The organism is Streptococcus sp. SP8 (genome assembly GCF_030440045.1).
In the GTDB taxonomy this organism is placed as follows: domain Bacteria; phylum Bacillota; class Bacilli; order Lactobacillales; family Streptococcaceae; genus Streptococcus; species Streptococcus parasanguinis_I.
On the sequence record NZ_JAQFJL010000005.1, the window covers coordinates 14437 to 32958 of the forward strand.

The 18522-nt window shown below is 35.5% G+C and carries 14 protein-coding genes and 3 tRNA genes; 10 read left to right on the forward strand and 7 right to left on the reverse strand.

Translation table 11 applies throughout. The features are described 5' to 3' along the window. Positions 1–20: 20 nt before the first annotated feature. From dnaA to PCY11_RS05580, 3 genes are all read right to left on the reverse strand, one after another. Positions 21–1379: a chromosomal replication initiator protein DnaA gene (gene dnaA, locus PCY11_RS05570; protein ID WP_070449645.1), complete on the reverse strand. Its 1359-nt coding sequence runs from the start codon at positions 1377–1379 to the stop codon at positions 21–23. A 267-nt stretch (positions 1380–1646) separates the two neighbouring features. After that, positions 1647–2408: a ParB/RepB/Spo0J family partition protein gene (locus tag PCY11_RS05575; protein WP_049495811.1), complete on the reverse strand. Its 762-nt coding sequence runs from the start codon at positions 2406–2408 to the stop codon at positions 1647–1649. A gap of 71 nt (positions 2409–2479) precedes the next feature. Beyond that, positions 2480–3661 (reverse strand): S1C family serine protease, encoded by a 1182-nt coding sequence (locus PCY11_RS05580; protein WP_021154166.1) that lies wholly within the window; start codon positions 3659–3661, stop codon positions 2480–2482. A gap of 204 nt (positions 3662–3865) precedes the next feature. Here PCY11_RS05580 and rlmH point away from each other — a divergent pair, with 204 nt between their 5' ends. The 6 genes from rlmH (at position 3866) to PCY11_RS05610 (ending at position 7110) form a co-directional block, all read left to right on the forward strand. Further along, positions 3866–4345: a 23S rRNA (pseudouridine(1915)-N(3))-methyltransferase RlmH gene (rlmH, locus tag PCY11_RS05585; protein WP_021154165.1), complete on the forward strand. Its 480-nt coding sequence runs from the start codon at positions 3866–3868 to the stop codon at positions 4343–4345. Between the two features lie 42 nt (positions 4346–4387). Next, positions 4388–4461: transfer RNA gene (locus PCY11_RS05590), tRNA-Arg, on the forward strand. Between the two features lie 349 nt (positions 4462–4810). Then, positions 4811–6151 carry a GHKL domain-containing protein gene (locus tag PCY11_RS05595; protein WP_021154164.1) on the forward strand — a complete coding sequence of 447 codons (1341 nt, stop codon included), beginning with the start codon at positions 4811–4813 and terminating at the stop codon, positions 6149–6151. Further along, complete coding sequence (locus tag PCY11_RS05600) at positions 6148–6906, forward strand: LytTR family DNA-binding domain-containing protein (RefSeq protein WP_070449643.1); 759 nt, start codon at positions 6148–6150, stop codon at positions 6904–6906. The genes PCY11_RS05595 and PCY11_RS05600 overlap by 4 nt, the downstream gene beginning before the upstream one ends. A 50-nt stretch (positions 6907–6956) precedes the next feature. Further along, positions 6957–7028 (forward strand) — tRNA-Glu (locus PCY11_RS05605). 8 nt (positions 7029–7036) lie between these two features. Beyond that, positions 7037–7110, forward strand: a tRNA-Asn gene (locus tag PCY11_RS05610). A 98-nt stretch (positions 7111–7208) separates the two neighbouring features. Here the strand turns inward: PCY11_RS05610 and PCY11_RS05615 are convergent. Beyond that, positions 7209–9776, reverse strand: coding sequence for a YfhO family protein (locus tag PCY11_RS05615; protein WP_070449637.1), 2568 nt, complete (start codon positions 9774–9776; stop codon positions 7209–7211). 49 nt (positions 9777–9825) lie between these two features. Continuing rightward, positions 9826–11451 carry an ATP-binding cassette domain-containing protein gene (locus PCY11_RS05620; protein ID WP_049486042.1) on the reverse strand — a complete coding sequence of 542 codons (1626 nt, stop codon included), beginning with the start codon at positions 11449–11451 and terminating at the stop codon, positions 9826–9828. 205 nt (positions 11452–11656) lie between these two features. Between PCY11_RS05620 and trpS the strand changes: the two genes are divergently transcribed. Beyond that, entirely contained in the window at positions 11657–12685 is a 1029-nt protein-coding gene (trpS, locus tag PCY11_RS05625; protein ID WP_021154159.1) for a tryptophan--tRNA ligase, read from the forward strand. Between the two features lie 141 nt (positions 12686–12826). Next, complete coding sequence (gene guaB / locus PCY11_RS05630) at positions 12827–14308, forward strand: IMP dehydrogenase (RefSeq protein ID WP_003009220.1); 1482 nt, start codon at positions 12827–12829, stop codon at positions 14306–14308. Positions 14309–14353: 45 nt separating this feature from the next. Here guaB and recF read toward each other — a convergent pair whose 3' ends face one another. After that, positions 14354–15448 (reverse strand): DNA replication/repair protein RecF, encoded by a 1095-nt coding sequence (gene recF / locus PCY11_RS05635; RefSeq protein ID WP_024054764.1) that lies wholly within the window; start codon positions 15446–15448, stop codon positions 14354–14356. Beyond that, a complete protein-coding gene (gene yaaA / locus PCY11_RS05640; protein WP_024054765.1) occupies positions 15448–15810 on the reverse strand; it encodes a S4 domain-containing protein YaaA in 363 nt (120 codons plus the stop codon). The genes recF and yaaA overlap by 1 nt, the downstream gene beginning before the upstream one ends. Before the next feature lie 155 nt (positions 15811–15965). Between yaaA and PCY11_RS05645 the strand changes: the two genes are divergently transcribed. Together PCY11_RS05645 and PCY11_RS05650 are read left to right on the forward strand one after the other, a co-directional pair. Further along, complete coding sequence (locus PCY11_RS05645; RefSeq protein ID WP_049522633.1) at positions 15966–17213, forward strand: pitrilysin family protein; 1248 nt, start codon at positions 15966–15968, stop codon at positions 17211–17213. Between the two features lie 8 nt (positions 17214–17221). Then, positions 17222–18496 carry a pitrilysin family protein gene (locus tag PCY11_RS05650; RefSeq protein ID WP_024054767.1) on the forward strand — a complete coding sequence of 425 codons (1275 nt, stop codon included), beginning with the start codon at positions 17222–17224 and terminating at the stop codon, positions 18494–18496. The last annotated feature ends 26 nt before the right edge of the window (positions 18497–18522 follow it).

Genomic DNA, 18522 nt, shown 5'->3' on the forward strand with positions numbered 1-18522 from the left:
TAGAGGAAGTTATCCACAGATTAATTTAACTTTTTCTTGATACTTTGAATTTCGAGTCGTAGATTATCATCTGTGTCGACCATACTTTTAATTTTTTCATAAGCATGAATGACAGTCGTGTGGTCTTTTCCACCGAATTCTTTTCCGATTCGAGGAAGTGAGTTGTCCGTCATCTCTCTTGAAAGATACATGGCCACTTGTCGTGCTAGGACAATATTCTGAACTCTTCGAGAACCTTTGATTTCTTTTACACTGACTCCATAAAAGGCTCCAACTGCTTCCTGAATTTTTTCAATGGGGATGACAAGCGTCTTGCTATTATCATTTTTACGAGCTCGAATAGCTTCAGCTGCAACATCGATCGTAATTTCTTTTAGTTTCTTCACCTTCGCCATTAAAGAAATATCATTTAAGGCACCTTCTAAGTCTCGGACATTTGAATCAAACTGACCAGCTAGATATTCTAGTGTGTCATTAGGAAAAATATAGTCTAGATCTTCAATTTTATTCCGTAAGATGGCAATCCGAGTTTCAAAATCAGGTGGTGTTATATTTTGCGTTAGTCCCCATTTGAAACGAGTAACCAGCCGCTCTTCAAGACTGTCTAAATGATCCGGACTTCGATCGCTTGTTAGAACAATCTGTTTGTTGTCGCTATGGAGGGCATTAAAGGTATTAAAGAATTCCTCTTGAGTCGTGACTTTTTTCCCGCCGAGTGACTGGATATCATCGATCAGTAAGAGATCAAGACTTCGATAGGTATTCTTGAACGTCTTCATTTCTCCTAATCGAAGGTGTTCTAAAAATTCATTAATAAAGGTTTCTGCTGGGACATACTTAACCCGTGCGTTTGGAATATTTTCTAGGATTTGATTTCCAATTGCGTTCAATAGGTGAGTCTTTCCAAGCCCTGGTCCACCATAGATAAAGAGAGGGTTGTAAGTTGTTGCAAGATTTTCAGAAACTGCAAGCGCTGCTGCTTTCGCCCAAATATTTCCATCCCCTTGCACAAAATTATCAAAGGTGTACTTTGATTTCAGACCTGTATCAATTTTAGGCAACGGTTCGGTTGTTAAGCTAGCTGAAGATAATCTCCTACTCTCACTGCTATGACTACTAGGAATTTCTTCGGTATCTTCAAAAACGAAATGGAACTTCAAATCTGTATTGTAGACTTCAAAGCTGGCTGTGATCAAAGCATTTTTTAGATTTGTTTCCCAAAATAATTCTTTATAATTTCCATCAAGATAAATGGTAGCCGTTTCTCCATCGATTTTGACTAATTTTGAATCGGCGACAAAAAAATCATAGGCACTATCTTTTAGTTGTAATTGGGCTAATTCTAAAAAACGAGACCAAAATTGCTCTTCTTGTGACACTATCAGACTTCCCTCCTTTTCTTGAATTGTATCAAATCATACGTACTCCTATTCTACCACAAACAAAAATAGTTTTCCACAGGCTAAATTTCATGAAATTAAATTATAGTTTTAAACTTTTCCACAAGTTGTGGATTTAAATTCACATTGTTTTTAAAAGTTATCCACAAAGTGGGGATAACTAGAGAATATCCTTATTTTTCTGCTATTTACAAAAGATTTTTATGGTGGAAAAGCTTGTCAATACAAAAAATAAAAATAACAGCCTTATTTAAGGCTGTTGATAATTCGTTGGTATTCATCAAGACTGGAAAAAGAAATTTGGATAGTTCCTTTATTTTGAGAAGAGGAGTGTATCGTCACATCTGTTCCTAATATTTTTTTCAATCGCTGTTCCTCTTCCAGTAGGAAGCTCTCTTTTGCTTTTTTATTTTTCTGTTTTCTTTTTGAACTGATCTTGCTTTCTAATGTTCGAACATTTAAATGATCCTGTTTGATTCGCTCCAACCAAAAGCGCTGCTCTTCTTCATCAAGAGGAACAAGAACACGCGCATGAGCCGAAGAAATATCATTTTGAATGACTGCTTCTTGAACAGAGGGAGCTAGATGTAACAAGCGAAGCATATTGCTGATATAGGGTCTAGATTTCCCCATAAATTGAGCGATTTGGTCGTGCTTATAGCCATGATCAACGAGCTTCTGGTAGGAGATGGCTTCTTCAATTGGATTGAGATCTTCTCGTTGAAGATTTTCAATAATGGCTTGTCGCATCATTTCTTGATCCGTTAACTCTTTAATAATCGCAGGAACAAGCTCTAATCCAGCAATTTTTGAAGCTCTAAAACGTCTTTCACCTGCAAGCAATTCAAAACCAATTATTGGAGATTTTCTGACAATAATGGGTTGAATTAAGCCATTTTCTTTGATTGACTGAGCCAGTTCTTCTAATTTTTCTTGATCAAATACTTTTCTTGGTTGGAAAGGATTGGTTCGAATGTCCTTTACCGCTATTTTTTCTAATTTTTCCATCTTATGAATAGAATAACACACCTTTACAAATTCGTAAAGGTGTGTTTACAAGTATGTCAAGAAAGTGAAAGTTAATCGCTCAGATCCTCAGTTGATTTTGTCAACTTGATAGAAGTTGTTTGTTGTTTTCCATCACGATAGAATGTGACCTTGATTGTATCATTGATTTGGTGAGAATAGAGGGCGGATTGTAAATCTGCCGTTGACTCGATATCTGTATCATCGATCTTTGTGATGACATCATAACGTTGCAATTTATCTGAAGCAGGCATATTTTCAAGTGTTGAACGAACTAGTACTCCTCCAGAGATTTTTTCAGGAAGTTTTAATTGGCTTAAATCAGAAGTTGAAAGGTTGGATAAATCCATCATTTGGATTCCAAGAGCTGGTCGAACTACTTTTCCTTTTTCTTCTAGTTGCTTGATAATATTGACAACATCATTTGCAGGAATTGCAAATCCCATTCCTTCTACTGACGTTTGTCCGTTATTTGAAATTTTACTTGAGGTAATCCCGATGACTTGTCCTTGAATATTGATTAATGGGCCTCCAGAATTTCCTGGGTTGATGGCTGCGTCTGTTTGTAGGGCGCGTGTAGAGATATTTTGTCCATTATCGGCTTTCAATTTCACATTGCGGCCTTGGCTGGAAATAATTCCTTGGGTAACAGAATTCGCATAATCTGTTCCAAGAGGGCTACCAATTGCAATTGCAGTCTCACCGACTGTTAATTGGTTTGAATCTCCGAATTCAGCTACTGCCTTTGCTTTATCCGCACTAATACGAACGACTGCAATATCAGAATAGACATCTGACCCAACTACTTCTCCGGGGACTTTATTCCCATCTGCTAAAAGAATATCTACTTTTTTAGCACCATTGATCACATGGGTGTTGGTAACAAGGTAGGCATATTTTCCTTCTTTTTTATAAATGACCCCAGAACCTTCACTAGAAATTTGTGAGTCAGAGTTTTCTTCTTTTTCAAATAACCCTTGATTCGAAGAATCAGAATAAGTAATCACAGAAACTACAGCATTTTTCACCTTGTCTACGGCCTCACTAGTTGAGGTTGTATTTTTATAAGCTGTTTTAACAGTGGTTGAGTGGACTTGCTTACTTTCAGTATTTGAAGTAGAAGAATGAGATGTTTGTAAGGTTAAAAAGGTTCCAAGAATACCACCTAGAAAACCTACAACAAAAATGAGGGCTATGTTTCCAACTTTTTTCAGTAAATTAGATGAAGATTTCATATTTTCCTCCTAAGGATATCAAATTGTCTAGAGTATAGAAAAACTTTCTTAATTATATCTTAAATAACTAAAGTTATCCACAAATTGTGGATAACTTGTAGAATTTAGTTGAGAAATGGCTTTAAAAAGGACTTTATAGAATAGATTTCCTTTCTATAGCTGTGGATTATTTGTGGAATTGAAGAATTATGCTACAATAGGGGAATGAAAATTAAATTGATAACCGTTGGAAAATTAAAAGAAAAATACTTAAAAGATGGGATCGCGGAGTATATTAAAAGGCTTGGTCGATTTGCAAAAGTAGAACAGGTTGAGTTAGTTGATGAAAAAACTCCAGATCGTGCCAGTCAACTCGAAAATCAACAAATCCTTGAAAAAGAGGGACAACGAATTCTCTCTAAGATTTCAGATAAGGAATATGTGATTGTATTAGCCATCGAAGGAAAACAATTTCCTTCAGATAAATTTAGTCAAACGATTGACCAGATTATGACATCTGGTTATTCAAACCTTACTTTTGTTATTGGAGGCAGTCTTGGTCTGTCTCCTGAAGTGAAAAAAAGAGGAAATCTATTAATGAGCTTTGGTCAATTAACTCTTCCTCATCAGTTGATGAAATTAGTGTTGGTGGAACAAATCTATCGTGCTTTCATGATTCAACAGGGGAGTCCTTACCATAAATAACCTTGACGCTCCTTCCTTTTTCTGCTAAAATGAAGTAAGTTCGGTCTCATAGCTCAGCTGGATAGAGCATTCGCCTTCTAAGCGAACGGTCGCAGGTTCGAATCCTGCTGGGATCAAATGAGAGATGCAGCTTTTGCTGCATCTTTTCTTTTATGTTAAAATGTATAAATTTTCATTATCTATTAATTTTTGTATACTTTGCTATAGATTAATAGTGATGAAATGATTTATTAGGAATATTTTAAAAAAGAACTAACAATCCCTATATAGTGCAAAGTGTAGATTATATAAATTGTGTAAAATAGTTTTCATTCATGTAACAAAAACATTAAAAACATTACAATTTTACCTATTCCCTTTAATTTTAGGCTATTTTATATTATAATTTTTTGTATATAAAATTTTATTTTTTTATAATAATACTAGAGTATAATAAAATAGAAAAAACAAAGTGGGAGAGTTTGTGTGATTCAGTCATTAATCTTGTCTTTTCTCTTGGGAGGGATCATTGTTCTGACGTTTGCATTAGTGGACGAAAAAATCTATCAGGAACATCAATTTGCATTTATCTTTCTGCTGAGCACCTTTGTTCTTCTTTTTGAAAGTCTCTTAGTATTTTTAGATGTGACTTTATTTTCAAATATTCGACTCTCTGATTTAAATATGCTCTTATGGCCGGTTTATTTATATCCTTATTATCATTATGCCAATCGGACGAATCGCTTGTGCGCCATTTTTTATTCTTTTTTTACTTATTTAGCGGTTGAAGGAACAGCAACTTTTCTGACGATAATTGTCTCTTCAGTATTGGGGGATGCTGTTGTAGCAGCTTACTCGATTGTCTACAATATGTGCATTCGTTTGATTTCTTTAGGAATCATTTTGAAGTTAATTGACCTATTTGAATTTGATTTCACTCCTTTTTATGAGAAAGAATTTGAAAAATATTTAAAGAGACTCATCTGTGTCTATTTTGCTATATTTGTAGTGATTAATTTTGCTTTATGGATTAGTGAACAAGCGCAATATAAAAATTTTGGGAGTATGTTGGCAACGATTTGTTTTTTCTCTTTTGTAGTCAGCTTATTCCATATGAAAATCGAGCGAGATCAGTATCGTAAAAATTTAGAACTGGAGTATAAAGAATTTTCTGAGCAACAAATGAGTCGGTATATGGCTGAAATTCAAAGTCTCTATTCTATTGTCAGGGGATTTCGTCATGATTTGGGAAATTTAGTTATTTCTATGTCGTTAGCCATTGAGGAAGAAAATATTCCAGAAATACAGAGAATCCATAGAGAAGTATTGGAAAAAGGTTATAAAGAGATCAATACAGAAGCATTATCAGGATTCAACTTGGTCAATATCAAAGATTCTGCTTTACGAAGTATTTTGATTCGAGGCTGGTTGGATGCAAGAGATGCTGGGGTAGAAATGACCTTTGAAACGAGTGAACCAATCGAGCAACTACCAGTTGATTTATTAGATATCGTGAGAATCGTTGGGATTCTAGTGACAAACGCTTTGGAAGCTTCAAAAGAAGCAGAAGAAAAGAAAGTTCATATTGCTATTTTCTCTATTTCAAAAATTGTTTACTTAGTGATTCATAATACAACAAATGAAATCACTTTTGATATTAGAAAAATATATGAAGAAGGCTATTCGACAAAAGGAGAAAATAGAGGACTAGGATTAAATAATGTGAGAAAAATCTTAGCAAATTATGGAACGATGTTTTTAGAAACGGAATTGCAAGGAAATCGTTTTTTACAAGTTTTGAAGATTGGAGGATACGAACAAGAATGAAGATTTTTTTATTAGAAGATGAGCTCTCTCAACAGATACGGGTAGAAAAACATATTGCAGAAATTGCTAAGGAATTAGAAATTAAACTTGAAGTGATTTCTACCGGTAAAATTTCGGAATTTGAAAATTATATCCAGCATTCGGATATCCACCAATTATATTTTCTAGATATTCATATCCAAGACAATGAGTATTGTGGGTTGGAAATTGCTCAAAAAATACGAGAAGCAAATCCTTATGCTATTATTGTTTTTATTACTACAAAATCAGAATTCGCTTCGATTACCTATCGTTATAAAGTATCTGCCTTGGATTTTATTGATAAAAATTTGAATGAAGATTTATTTAGATTAAAAATCAAGGAGTGTATTGAGTACCTAACAACTATTCAAATTGGAAATGATGATTTGACAGATTATTTTGAGTATGACTTTAAGGATAAAAAGATAAAAATTCCATTTAAAGATATTCTTTATATTGAAACTGTTGGTTCTGCTTATAAATTAAACTTAGTTGGGAAAAATTTTCAAAAAGAAATTGCAGGAAGTTTATCAGATGTCTTGGAGAAAGATGTGGAGGAGAGATATTTCAGTCCCCATCAATCTTATATCGTGAATAGAAGTATGATCGTTGGAATGGATAAGAAAAGGAAACAGTTGTTGTTGAAAGAAGGGTATTCTTGTCCAATCTCAAGAAGCAATATCAAACGTGTCAAAAAATTAATCGAAGAGCAAAATTTAGAATTTAGTGCTTGACAATTAGTTAAATTCTGATATAATGGGATATGTTCTGTTAATGAATATATGGTCCGTTGGTCAAGGGGTTAAGACACCGCCTTTTCACGGCGGTAACACGGGTTCGAATCCCGTACGGACTATATCTCATTCCGCCATAGCTCAGTTGGTAGTAGCGCATGACTGTTAATCATGATGTCGTAGGTTCGAGTCCTACTGGCGGAGCTAGTATAGCACCCATTTGGGTGTTTTTTTGTTTTGAAAAAGGCTAGGATAATGACTATCCTAGCCTTTTATTTATAAGTGAACGATGGTTAGATTCCTTAGCTTTTTCGTCTTTTTATTTGTCTCCATTCGTAGAGGAAGAAGAGAATGATTCCAACGAAAAAGGCAATGAGTCCTTCAATGAAGCCTTGGGGAACAAATGTTAAGGTGACTGTTCCGGATCCTTTTGAAACACGAACTCCCAATAATCCTTTCTGGATGCGATGAATTTGGATAGGTTTTCCATTTTGTTTAGCTGACCAGCCTTTATCATAAGGGAGTGTAAAAATAAGGGTAGTGTCTCTATTTGCGTTATAGGCTGCTACCAATTTGTTTTTCTTTTTGTGAATAGCAACTTCTTGCTGACGAATACTAGCGATAGCTTGTGTGTATTGGTCAAGATCCAGAGCAAAAAATTCTGGTGTATCAAAGGAGACTGTCGAATTTTCTGGAAAACTCAAACGAATAGTAACTGTTTCCTCTGTGTCAAAATGGCCAATCGAAAAGAATGGAAAGGCATTATCAATGGTATAGCGTTGGGTCTGTCCATTGTAGCTGATTTCAATATCTTTCCGATCATCGTTTGAAAATTGTAAATTTGGAACATTGACATATAGTTGGCTATGGGCAGGAACCGTTACTTCATATTGAATACTTGCGTAGGATAGATGACTATCTTCTTCAATTTTTGCAGTTTGCAACGAAGATGTAGTATTTTGTGAAGTAGGCGAGAGAATATTTAATTTCTTATAAAATTTATATTTTTCATCTGTGATTTGATGGATGAATCGTGTCTGATTATCCAGTGTCAAATTCGTAAAGGAAGTATTTTTATAAGGTTTTGCTGACAGAAAGGCGATTGGTAAGGCATATTCGTTTTCTGAAAGTGAGACTCCATTTTTGGTTGCAATCTCTTTAAATCCAAATTTTTGAACAGGTTGTTGGCTTAAATTATAGCGAACACCAAATAGACTATCCATTAAAATAGAATTGTTTTGGTATCTAAGATTGAGGTTGGTTCCTTCAGATTTAAATCCAAGTTTGTCTAATGTCGAACTAGCATCCGTATTTCGTACAGATGAAAATTGAGAAATTCCATTATAACCATACTTCATGCTATCATTGCCCGTTTGTGGCTGTAGAATCTCAGTCCGATAATTAGAGTCTGTCTTCTCTCTTACTAAGGATTGGATGGCTTTTAAGTCTCGTTCGTAGGATGATCGAGAAGCAAAGACCCATTCATTCGCAATACCTTCCATTTGATAATAACTATTCACCGATAATTCAAAGATGGAGAAAAACAGGATCGAAAGATAGAAAAGTCTAGGCAGTATCTTTTTTAGGATAAATCCTAAACAGACCAAATAGAAAGCAATTAAAAACTCAAAAGTAACAATGAAATTGACTGCATCTAAAAATTTATAGTGACTGCTGTAAAGGACAGTTGCTCCAAATCCTAGAATAAGGAGAAAATTAGCAAGACTAAAACGAATCCAAGTGATCTCCTCTATTCGATTTAGTACTTCTCCTGCCATCAGAATAATCGTCAAAGAAAAGATCCAAGAGTATCGATGAAGAAACATATTCGGCGCGTGCATACCTTGCCAAAGGAGATCTAATAATTGAAAACGAAAACTCAAAATAAGAATGGTCAAGAGTATAAAGTAAGAAAGTTTCACGTGAAACTTGATCGACTTTACAAAGAAAAAGGTAATCGCTAAAAGAAGTGGAAATAATCCCACGTAGATCATTGGAATTGATCCATATTTAGTAGTGTCAAAACTTCCAATGAAATTTTTTGCAAATACGTCAAGATACCAACTTTTTTCTGTAAAGATACTGTCAACCTTTGAAAAACTTTCTCCATGAGTGCGTAAATCTAAGAAGGTTGGATATAACATCACAAGGCTTGTTATAACTGATAAAAGAGATACAATTACAAAATGAAAGAAGCGTTTTCCAATTACTTTGATGTCCCATGACAGTTGTGTCAAGTACCATAAAATAAGAAAAATAGACATCATAAACCCAAAATAATAATTTTGGATAAACAAGCTGGTTAAGCTGATAAAGTAGAGAATCTCTCCCTCATTGTAAATGAGTTTTTTGAATCCATAAAGAATTAATGGTGCTAGGATAAAAACATCTAGCCAAGTTTTGATTTCAATTTGGCTGATAGCAAAGCTCATAAGAGCAAATGATGTTGAAAGGGTAAGAACCAGGGATCTAGGAATTTTAGAAAACATTCCATGTAAACTAATATAAGTGCTTAACCCAATAGCTCCAAATTTAAGAAGAGTGATGAGGTAAACAGCATCCGGCATGGATTGTGCATTAAAGAAGTAGACGAGAGGAGAAAAGAAACTTCCTAGATAATAGCTACTGAGTGCATAGAAATTAATACCTAATCCACTTTGAAAACTGTAAAATAGGCTATCCGTCCCATGTAAAATATTTCGAAGTGTGGTATCAAAAATGACATACTGATGATAACCATCTCCTAATAATGGGGATGTATCACTGTTCCAGTAGATTCCTTGTGAGAGGTAAATAAAGAACATCATGATAGCTGGAATCAGGAAAGAAGATACTATAAAAAGGGATGTTTTTAGCTTTGTTTTATTCATATATTTCTACTGAAAGAGCCTGAAATCATTATTTCAGGGCTCTTTATTTTTATGATTGACTCCAAAGTTCTTTCACTTTTGCTTGAACTTCTTCATTTTCAAGAAACTCATCATAGGTTTCATCAATACGATCGATTACGCCGTTTTTTGAAAGAACGATAATATGGTTGGCGAGTGTTTGAATGAATTCGTGGTCATGGCTAGCAAAGATAATCGATTCTTTAAAATTCTTCAATCCATCATTCAAACTTGAAATAGACTCCAAATCCAAGTGATTGGTTGGATCATCCAGTACAAGAACATTTGACTTGAGGAGCATCAATTTAGACAACATGACACGAACTTTTTCTCCCCCTGACAAGACGTTGACAGACTTGTTAACTTCGTCACCCGAAAAGAGCATCCGTCCTAAGAAACCACGAAGGAAAGTATTGTCATCTTCTTCTTTACTTGCAAATTGACGAAGCCAATCAAGAATACTTTCACCACCTGCAAAATCACGACTGTTGTCTTTTGGTAGATATGATCGACTAGTTGTAACTCCCCACTTGACAGTTCCTTCATATTCAATATCATCCATCAATGCACGGATCAAAGCGGTTGTTTGAATATCGTTCTGTCCGATAAGGGCGGTTTTGTCACCAGGACGTAAGATAAAGCTGATATTGTCAAGGATAGTTTCACCATCAATCTTGACAGAAAGATTTTCAACTGTCAAGAGATCGTTACCAATTTCTCGTTCTGCCTTAAAGTTGATAAATGGGTACTTCCGACTAGATGGAACAATTTCTTCAAGTTCAATCTTGTCAAGCATTTTTTTACGCGAAGTTGCTTGTTTTGATTTTGAAGCGTTGGCTGAGAAACGTGCGACAAACTCTTGCAATTGTTTAATTTTTTCTTCAGCTTTTGCATTTCTATCTGCTTGTAATTTTGCTGCAAGTTCAGAAGATTCTTTCCAGAAATCATAGTTTCCGACGTAAAGTTTAATTTTTCCAAAGTCGAGATCCGCCATATGGGTGCAGACTTTATTCAAAAAGTGGCGGTCATGGGATACAACGATAACCGTATTTTCAAAATCAATCAGAAAATCTTCTAACCAGGTAATGGATTGAATATCCAATCCATTGGTCGGCTCGTCCAAAAGAAGGACATCTGGTTTACCAAAAAGGGCTTTAGCTAAGAGAACTTTCACTTTATCCCCATTGGCTAACTCGCTCATAGTTTGATAATGAAGGTCTTCTGAAATATTTAGATTTTGAAGCAATTGAGATGCTTCACTTTCTGCTTCCCATCCACCAAGTTCGGCAAATTCACCTTCAAGTTCAGCTGCACGGACACCATCTTCATCAGAGAAATCTTCTTTCATGTAGATAGCATCTTTTTCCTTCATAATGTTGTAGAGCTTTTCATTTCCCATAATGACAACATCGATGACCCGCTCGTCTTCGTAGTCAAAGTGATTTTGACGCAAAACAGACAAACGTTCATCAGGGCCAAGAGAAATATGACCAGTTGTTGGTTCAATATCTCCAGCTAAAATTTTTAAAAAGGTTGACTTTCCAGCACCGTTGGCACCGATGAGACCGTACGTATTTCCTTCTGTAAAGTTGATATTGACATCGTCAAACAATTTTCGATCACTAAAACGTAGTGAGACGTCTGATACTGTAAGCAATGATTTTCTCCTCTTTCTATAATGTCTTCATTTTACTAGAAAATAGGGGAAAATTCAACTTTTTTACTGTCAATTTGTTTTTACAATGATGTAAACGAAATTGACAGTTTAGTAAAGTGTTAATTCCTTACAAACATAGAGGATAGACTAACATTTTCAACTAGAAAGTGCTATAATGATAGGGATAACGATTAAGGAGAAGAGTATGACAAAACCCATCATTCTGACAGGAGATAGACCGACAGGAAAACTCCATATTGGCCACTATGTTGGTTCTTTAAAAAATCGCGTCTTGTTGCAAAATAAAGATGAGTATAATATGTTTGTTTTCCTAGCAGACCAGCAAGCTTTGACAGACCATGCAAAAGATCCAAAAACGATTGTAGAATCTATTGGTAATGTTGCTTTGGATTATCTGGCAGCTGGACTAGATCCTGAAAAAGTTACGATTTTCATTCAAAGTCAGATTCCTGAATTAGCGGAATTGACCATGTATTACATGAATCTAGTATCTTTGGCGCGACTTGAAAGGAATCCAACTGTAAAAACCGAGATTTCTCAAAAAGGTTTTGGTGAGAGTATTCCAACAGGATTTTTGGTATACCCTATTTCACAAGCAGCCGATATCACAGCATTTAAAGCGAATTTTGTTCCAGTAGGAAATGATCAAAAGCCTATGATTGAGCAAACTCGTGAGATTGTTCGTTCCTTTAATCATGCATACAACACAGATACTTTGGTGGAACCGGAAGGAATTTATCCTGAAAATGAAGCAGCGGGGCGCTTACCTGGTTTAGATGGAAATGCTAAAATGTCTAAATCATTGAATAATGGAATTTACCTAGCTGATGATGCGGATACTTTAAAGAAAAAAGTGATGAGTATGTATACCGATCCGGATCATATTAAAGTAGAGGATCCAGGAAAAATCGAAGGCAATATGGTGTTTCATTACCTGGATGTATTTGGCCGTCCAGAAGATTCAGCTGAAATTGCAGAAATGAAAGAACATTATCAACGTGGTGGACTTGGTGATGTAAAGACCAAACGATATCTTTTAGAAATTTTAGATCGTGAATTAAGACCAATTCGTGAAAGACGCCTTGAATTTGCAAAGGATATGGGTGAAGTCTACTCTATTCTTGAAAAAGGAAGTGAACGTGCTCGAAATGTAGCAGCTCAAACATTGGATGAAGTCAAATCTGCGATGGGAATTACCTATTTTAAAAAATAAAACGACTTCATTAATAGCGAACATTTTATACCGTTCATTGATAGTTACCAATAAATGATTGACAAATTGCCATAGAATGGTATGATATTAACAATAAAAATTCGAGCCTTGCTCAAATAAAAAGAAAAGAGGATCCAGCTAATGTCTAATTGGGACACAAAGTTTTTGAAAAAAGGGTTTACATTCGATGACGTGCTTTTGATTCCAGCAGAAAGTCACGTATTGCCTAATGATGCAGATTTAAGTACACAATTAGCAAGTAATTTACGCTTGAATATCCCAATCATTACTGCTGCTATGGATACGGTGACTGAAAGTCAAATGGCAATTGCTATGGCACGTGCTGGTGGACTTGGTGTGATCCATAAAAACATGTCAATTGAGCAACAGGCAGATGAAGTACGCAAAGTAAAACGTTCTGAAAATGGGGTTATCATTGATCCGTTCTATTTGACTCCGTCTCATACAATTGCAGAAGCAGATGAGTTGATGGGACGATACCGAATCAGTGGTGTTCCTGTTGTTGAAACACTTGAAAATCGTAAATTAGTTGGTATCCTTACAAACCGGGATTTGCGTTTTATTTCTGATTACAATCAACCCATTTCAAATCATATGACAAGTGAAAACTTGGTAACTGCACCGGTTGGAACCGATTTGGAAACAGCTGAACGCATTCTACAAGAGCACCGTATTGAAAAATTACCATTGGTAGATGAAAATGGTCGTCTTTCTGGCTTGATTACAATCAAAGATATTGAAAAAGTTATTGAGTTTCCAAATGCGGCTAAGGATGAATTTGGTCGTTTGCTTGTGGCTGGTGCCGTAGGGGTTACTTCAGATACTTTTGAACGTGCAGAAGCTCTTTTTGAAGCTGGTGCAGATGCTATTGTCATCGATACTGCTCATGGACATTCTGCGGGTGTTCTTCGTAAGATTGCAGAAATTCGTGCTCACTTCCCAGATCGTACCTTGATTGCAGGAAATATTGCAACCGCTGAAGGTGCTCGTGCATTATTTGATGCAGGGGTAGACGTAGTTAAGGTCGGAATTGGTCCAGGATCAATATGTACAACTCGTGTTGTTGCAGGGGTTGGTGTTCCTCAAGTGACTGCCATTTATGATGCAGCCGCTGTAGCTCGTGAATATGGAAAAACGATCATTGCTGATGGTGGTATCAAGTATTCAGGAGATATTGTCAAAGCACTAGCAGCTGGTGGAAACGCGGTTATGCTTGGCTCAATGCTTGCAGGTACAGATGAAGCACCAGGTGAAACAGAAATCTTCCAAGGTCGTAAATTTAAAACATACCGTGGTATGGGATCTATTGCAGCAATGAAGAAAGGTTCTAGCGACCGTTACTTCCAAGGATCTGTCAATGAAGCCAATAAATTGGTTCCTGAAGGAATTGAGGGACGTGTTGCTTATAAAGGTTCTGTAGCAGATATGGTATTCCAAATGATCGGTGGTATTCGTTCAGGTATGGGTTATGTTGGTGCAGCAACCATTCAAGATTTACATGATCATGCACAATTTGTTGAAATGAGTGGTGCAGGATTGAAAGAAAGCCATCCTCATGATGTGCAAATCACAAACGAGGCTCCTAACTACTCAGCACAATAAATTTACACATTTGTAAACAAAAATAACAGCATCTTGACAATTCTGTCAAGATGCTGTTTTGATATGACCGGCTTGAACAGTGAAAATTTTCAACTCTTCAGGCAGGTCTTTTAAATGATCGAGAGTGGTCGTTGTAATAAATGTTTGAATATTATTAGAGATGGTTTCAAGTAGTTGAAGTTGACGATAATTGTCAAGTTCGCTCATGACATCGTCAAGTAATAAAATAGGCTTTTCTCTTGTGATTTCTTCCATCAATTCAATTTCTGCTAATTTTAGAGAGAGAACAACACTTCGATGCTGGCCCTGACTACCAAAGGTAGCATTCATATTATTGATAAAAAATGCCAAATCATCCCTGTGAGGCCCAATACTTGTTGTTTTCCTAAAAATATCCTTCTGACGGTTTTTTTCCAACATAGAGAGAAACTGCTCTTCTATATCATTTCCTTCTTCAGAAAAAACAGTTGACTGATATTGAATCGATAGGTCTTCTTTGTTGTCAGAAAGTCGAGTGTGTTTTTCTTCTGCTTTAGCTTCTAATTTTTTAATAAACTCAAGCCGATGATGGATGACGCGACTTCCAAAATTAGCTAGTTGTGAATCTAAGACCTCCAAAAATGTAGCATCAATTTTTTCCGAATTTTTTAGATAACTGTTTCTTTGTTTCAGTACATGGTTGTATTGAGATAAGTCGGATAAATAGAGAGGTTTCATCTGACCTAATTCAATGTCAATAAACTTTCGACGCCCTGCAGGTGATCCTTTGATCAGTTGCAAATCTTCGGGTGCGAAAAGGACAACATTCATATGGCCAATATAGTTTGATAATTTGGCTTGTTTCAAATGATTTACCTTAGTTATCCGACCTTTTGGTGTCAAGGAAATTTCTAATGGAAGGGGACCAGTTTCTCTTTGCAATTGACCAGAAACTTTAAAATCGGTGGATTCAAAATAGATGAGATCTCTATCATTTCGTGTTCGATGACTTCTGGTTAAAGCTAGAAAATAAATTGATTCGAGAATATTGGTCTTTCCTTGAGCATTTTGACCTAGGAAAATATTTAATCCAGGATGAAACTCGACTTCTAGTTCTTGATAATTACGAAAATGTTGAATGGATAAGTGTTTTAACCACATTAGGAGATACCAGGAAAGCGAATTGCTTTTTCTTTTTTGTTAGTCTTTGTCGGTTGTTTCTTTTGTTGTTGATTGAGTTGCTTGACAAGTTTAGCAACACGTTCCTTTTCTTCCTTCTCTTTAAGATGTTCTTCTATTTCTTCTTGAGAAGGTTCAAGAATGGTGATAGTCATGCTCAGTTCAGGAATGTCAATCTGATCATTGACACGAAGTTTACGGCCTCTCCGTTGTTCTAATTCACCATTCACAAAGACTTCTTTTTCTTGAAGAAAGGCTTTGATTGCACCACCACTCTGTATAATGCCGAGTTCTTTTAAGATTGCTTGTAATGTAATAAAGTCATCAAATAATTTGTAATTCATAGTTCACCTCTTTGCGTGTTATTATACCATATTTTTAGTTTTTCTAGGGTAGAGAATGTTGAGTGATTTGAGGAGCTTTTTCACAGTTTGAATTAGGATTTTAGTGTGATTTCGTGTTATAATGAAAGTTACTATTGAGTAGAACGAGGATGAAAATGGAATTAGTAAAGGGCGTGAATCTTCACTTTCTTCAATCAAAAAAATTTAAAACCAATAAAATTAAGGTCCGTTTTTCATCACCATTAGATGAAAATACCGTGGCTGCGCGTGTTTTAGTAGCCTGTATGATGGAAACTGCAAATCAAAAATATCCAACTTCACAATTATTCCGTGAAAAATTAGCGAGTCTATATGGGGTAGAATTGTCAACCTCAGTCTCTAAGAGGGGGCGTGTTCATTATGTTGATTTGAATATTTCCTTTGTGCGCGATGACTTTTTGAGCAAGAAAAATGTTCTTACGGATGAGGTTTTGGACATTATAGAAACTATCTTCTTTTCACCTTTGGTAGTAGAAGATCACTTTGACAGTGATACATTTGACGTTGAAAAGAAAAATACGATTTCCGATTTGGAGTCAGAAATTGAAGAGCCTTATTATTATGCACATGGGCAATTGAATCAACTATTTTTTGAAGACGAAACAATCGGGATGTCAAGATTGGGGAAAGTTGATTTAGTGAGACAAGAAACAGCTCAAAGTTCTCTTGAACAGTTTCATCAGATGCTCCAATTAGATAACATTGACTTCTTTTTCATAGGTGACTTTAATGAGGTCGCTATTGTGGATCGAGTGAACCAGTTTGAATTCAAGCCACGTGATAACAATTTGTCTGTCACCTATCAACAACCTTTTACAAATGTTGTAAGAGAAAAGTTAGAGCAAAAACAAAACCAACAATCTATTTTAGAATTAGGTTATCATTTTTCTACCCAGTATGGAGAATCTCTCCATATCCCTCTAGTTGTATTAAATGGGATGCTGGGAGCTTTCTCGCATTCGAGACTTTTTCAAATAATACGTGAGAAAGAAGGCCTTGCTTATACTATCTCAAGCCATTTTGATATTTTTACAGGCTTCATGAGAGTTTTTGCAGGTATTGATAAGGAATCTCGTACGAAAGTAATGACCTTGATTATGCGACAGTTGAATGATTTAAAACGAGGCAAGTTTACAGAGTCAGAGCTTCAATTGACAAAAGAAATGTTGGTGAATACGACCTTATTAGCACAGGATCGGCAAAATACCTTGATTGAAAGGGAATATCTGAAAACGATCCTAGGAAAGAAAGTCCTTTCTTTAGAAGAGTGGTTAGAGTCCATCGATAAGGTTAGTAGAGAAGAAATTATTGAAGTGGCAAAAACAATTAATTTACAGTCTGTTTATTTTATGGAAGGAAAGTAGTGTAAAGATTGAAAATTAAAGAAAAATATTATGAATCAGTTGGTGAGCAAGTTTACTTTACACGCTTGTCAAATGGGTTGACTATTCATTTAATTCCCAAAGAAGATTATTATGAAACCTATGGAATAATCACAACTAAGTTTGGCTCAGTGGATACACGAATTCTAGTGAATGGTGATGAAAGGCAATATCCTGCAGGAATTGCTCATTTCCTAGAACACAAAGTATTTGAAGATGAAAATGGTCAAGATTATTTAAAAAAATTCGTTCATTTAGGATCGGAAAGTAATGCCTTTACAAGCTTTACAAAGACAAGTTATCTTTTCTCAACAACTTCAAAAGTCCCTGAGAATATTCAATTGTTATTGGAGATGGTTTCAAAGGCTTCCTTTACAGAAAAATCTGTATCTAAGGAAAGAGAAATCATTCAACAAGAAATTGGAATGTATCAAGATAGTCCAGACTATCGATTATTTTTTGGTGCTTTAGAAAATTTATATCCTGGAACACCGTTAGCAGATGATATTGCTGGGACTAGGGAGTCTATTTCCAACATTACAATAGATAATCTCCGTGAAAACTTTGATCTATTCTATCATCCCTCTCAAATGCACTTATTAGTGATCGGAAACTTTGATGTTGATGAAGTATTGCAAGTAGTAAAGAAATATGATCTAGTTCCTCCTCATCCATCTGTGGAGTTAGAACGTTTTCCTGTAGAAAAAAATGAAGTAAGATTGAATCAATCTTGTAGAATGGAAGTTGCTACTCCGAAGTTGGCAATTGGAATTCGAGGAAATGATATCATTAAGAAAGAGGAAAAATTTCGTTATAAATTGATGTTGAAATTACTATTTTCGATGATGTTTGGTTGGACTTCGCAACGGTTTCAAAGTTTATATGAAGCTGGGAAGATTGACAACTCATTGACACTTGAAGTCGAGGTTGAGGAATTATTTCATTTCGTTATTTTGACAATGGATACTCAAGAACCGGTGTCCTTATCTCATCAATTTAGGTCAGCAATCAAACAATTTGAGAAGGATCCAGATGTCAATCAGGAACATTTGGATACGATTAAAAGCGAAATGTTTGGTGATTTCTTACAAGGTTTAAATTCGCTTGAGTATAGTGCCACTCAGTTTGAATATTTTTCAGACGGTAGCACTTCTTATGATCTTCCAAAGATTTTACAAGGTATTAGTTTACAAGATATCATCAAATTAGGGCGTCAGTTCATCGAACGGGCTGAGATGGTTGACTATATGATTTTTCAAAAGTAGTAAACAATGTATCAAGAAGGGGAAAC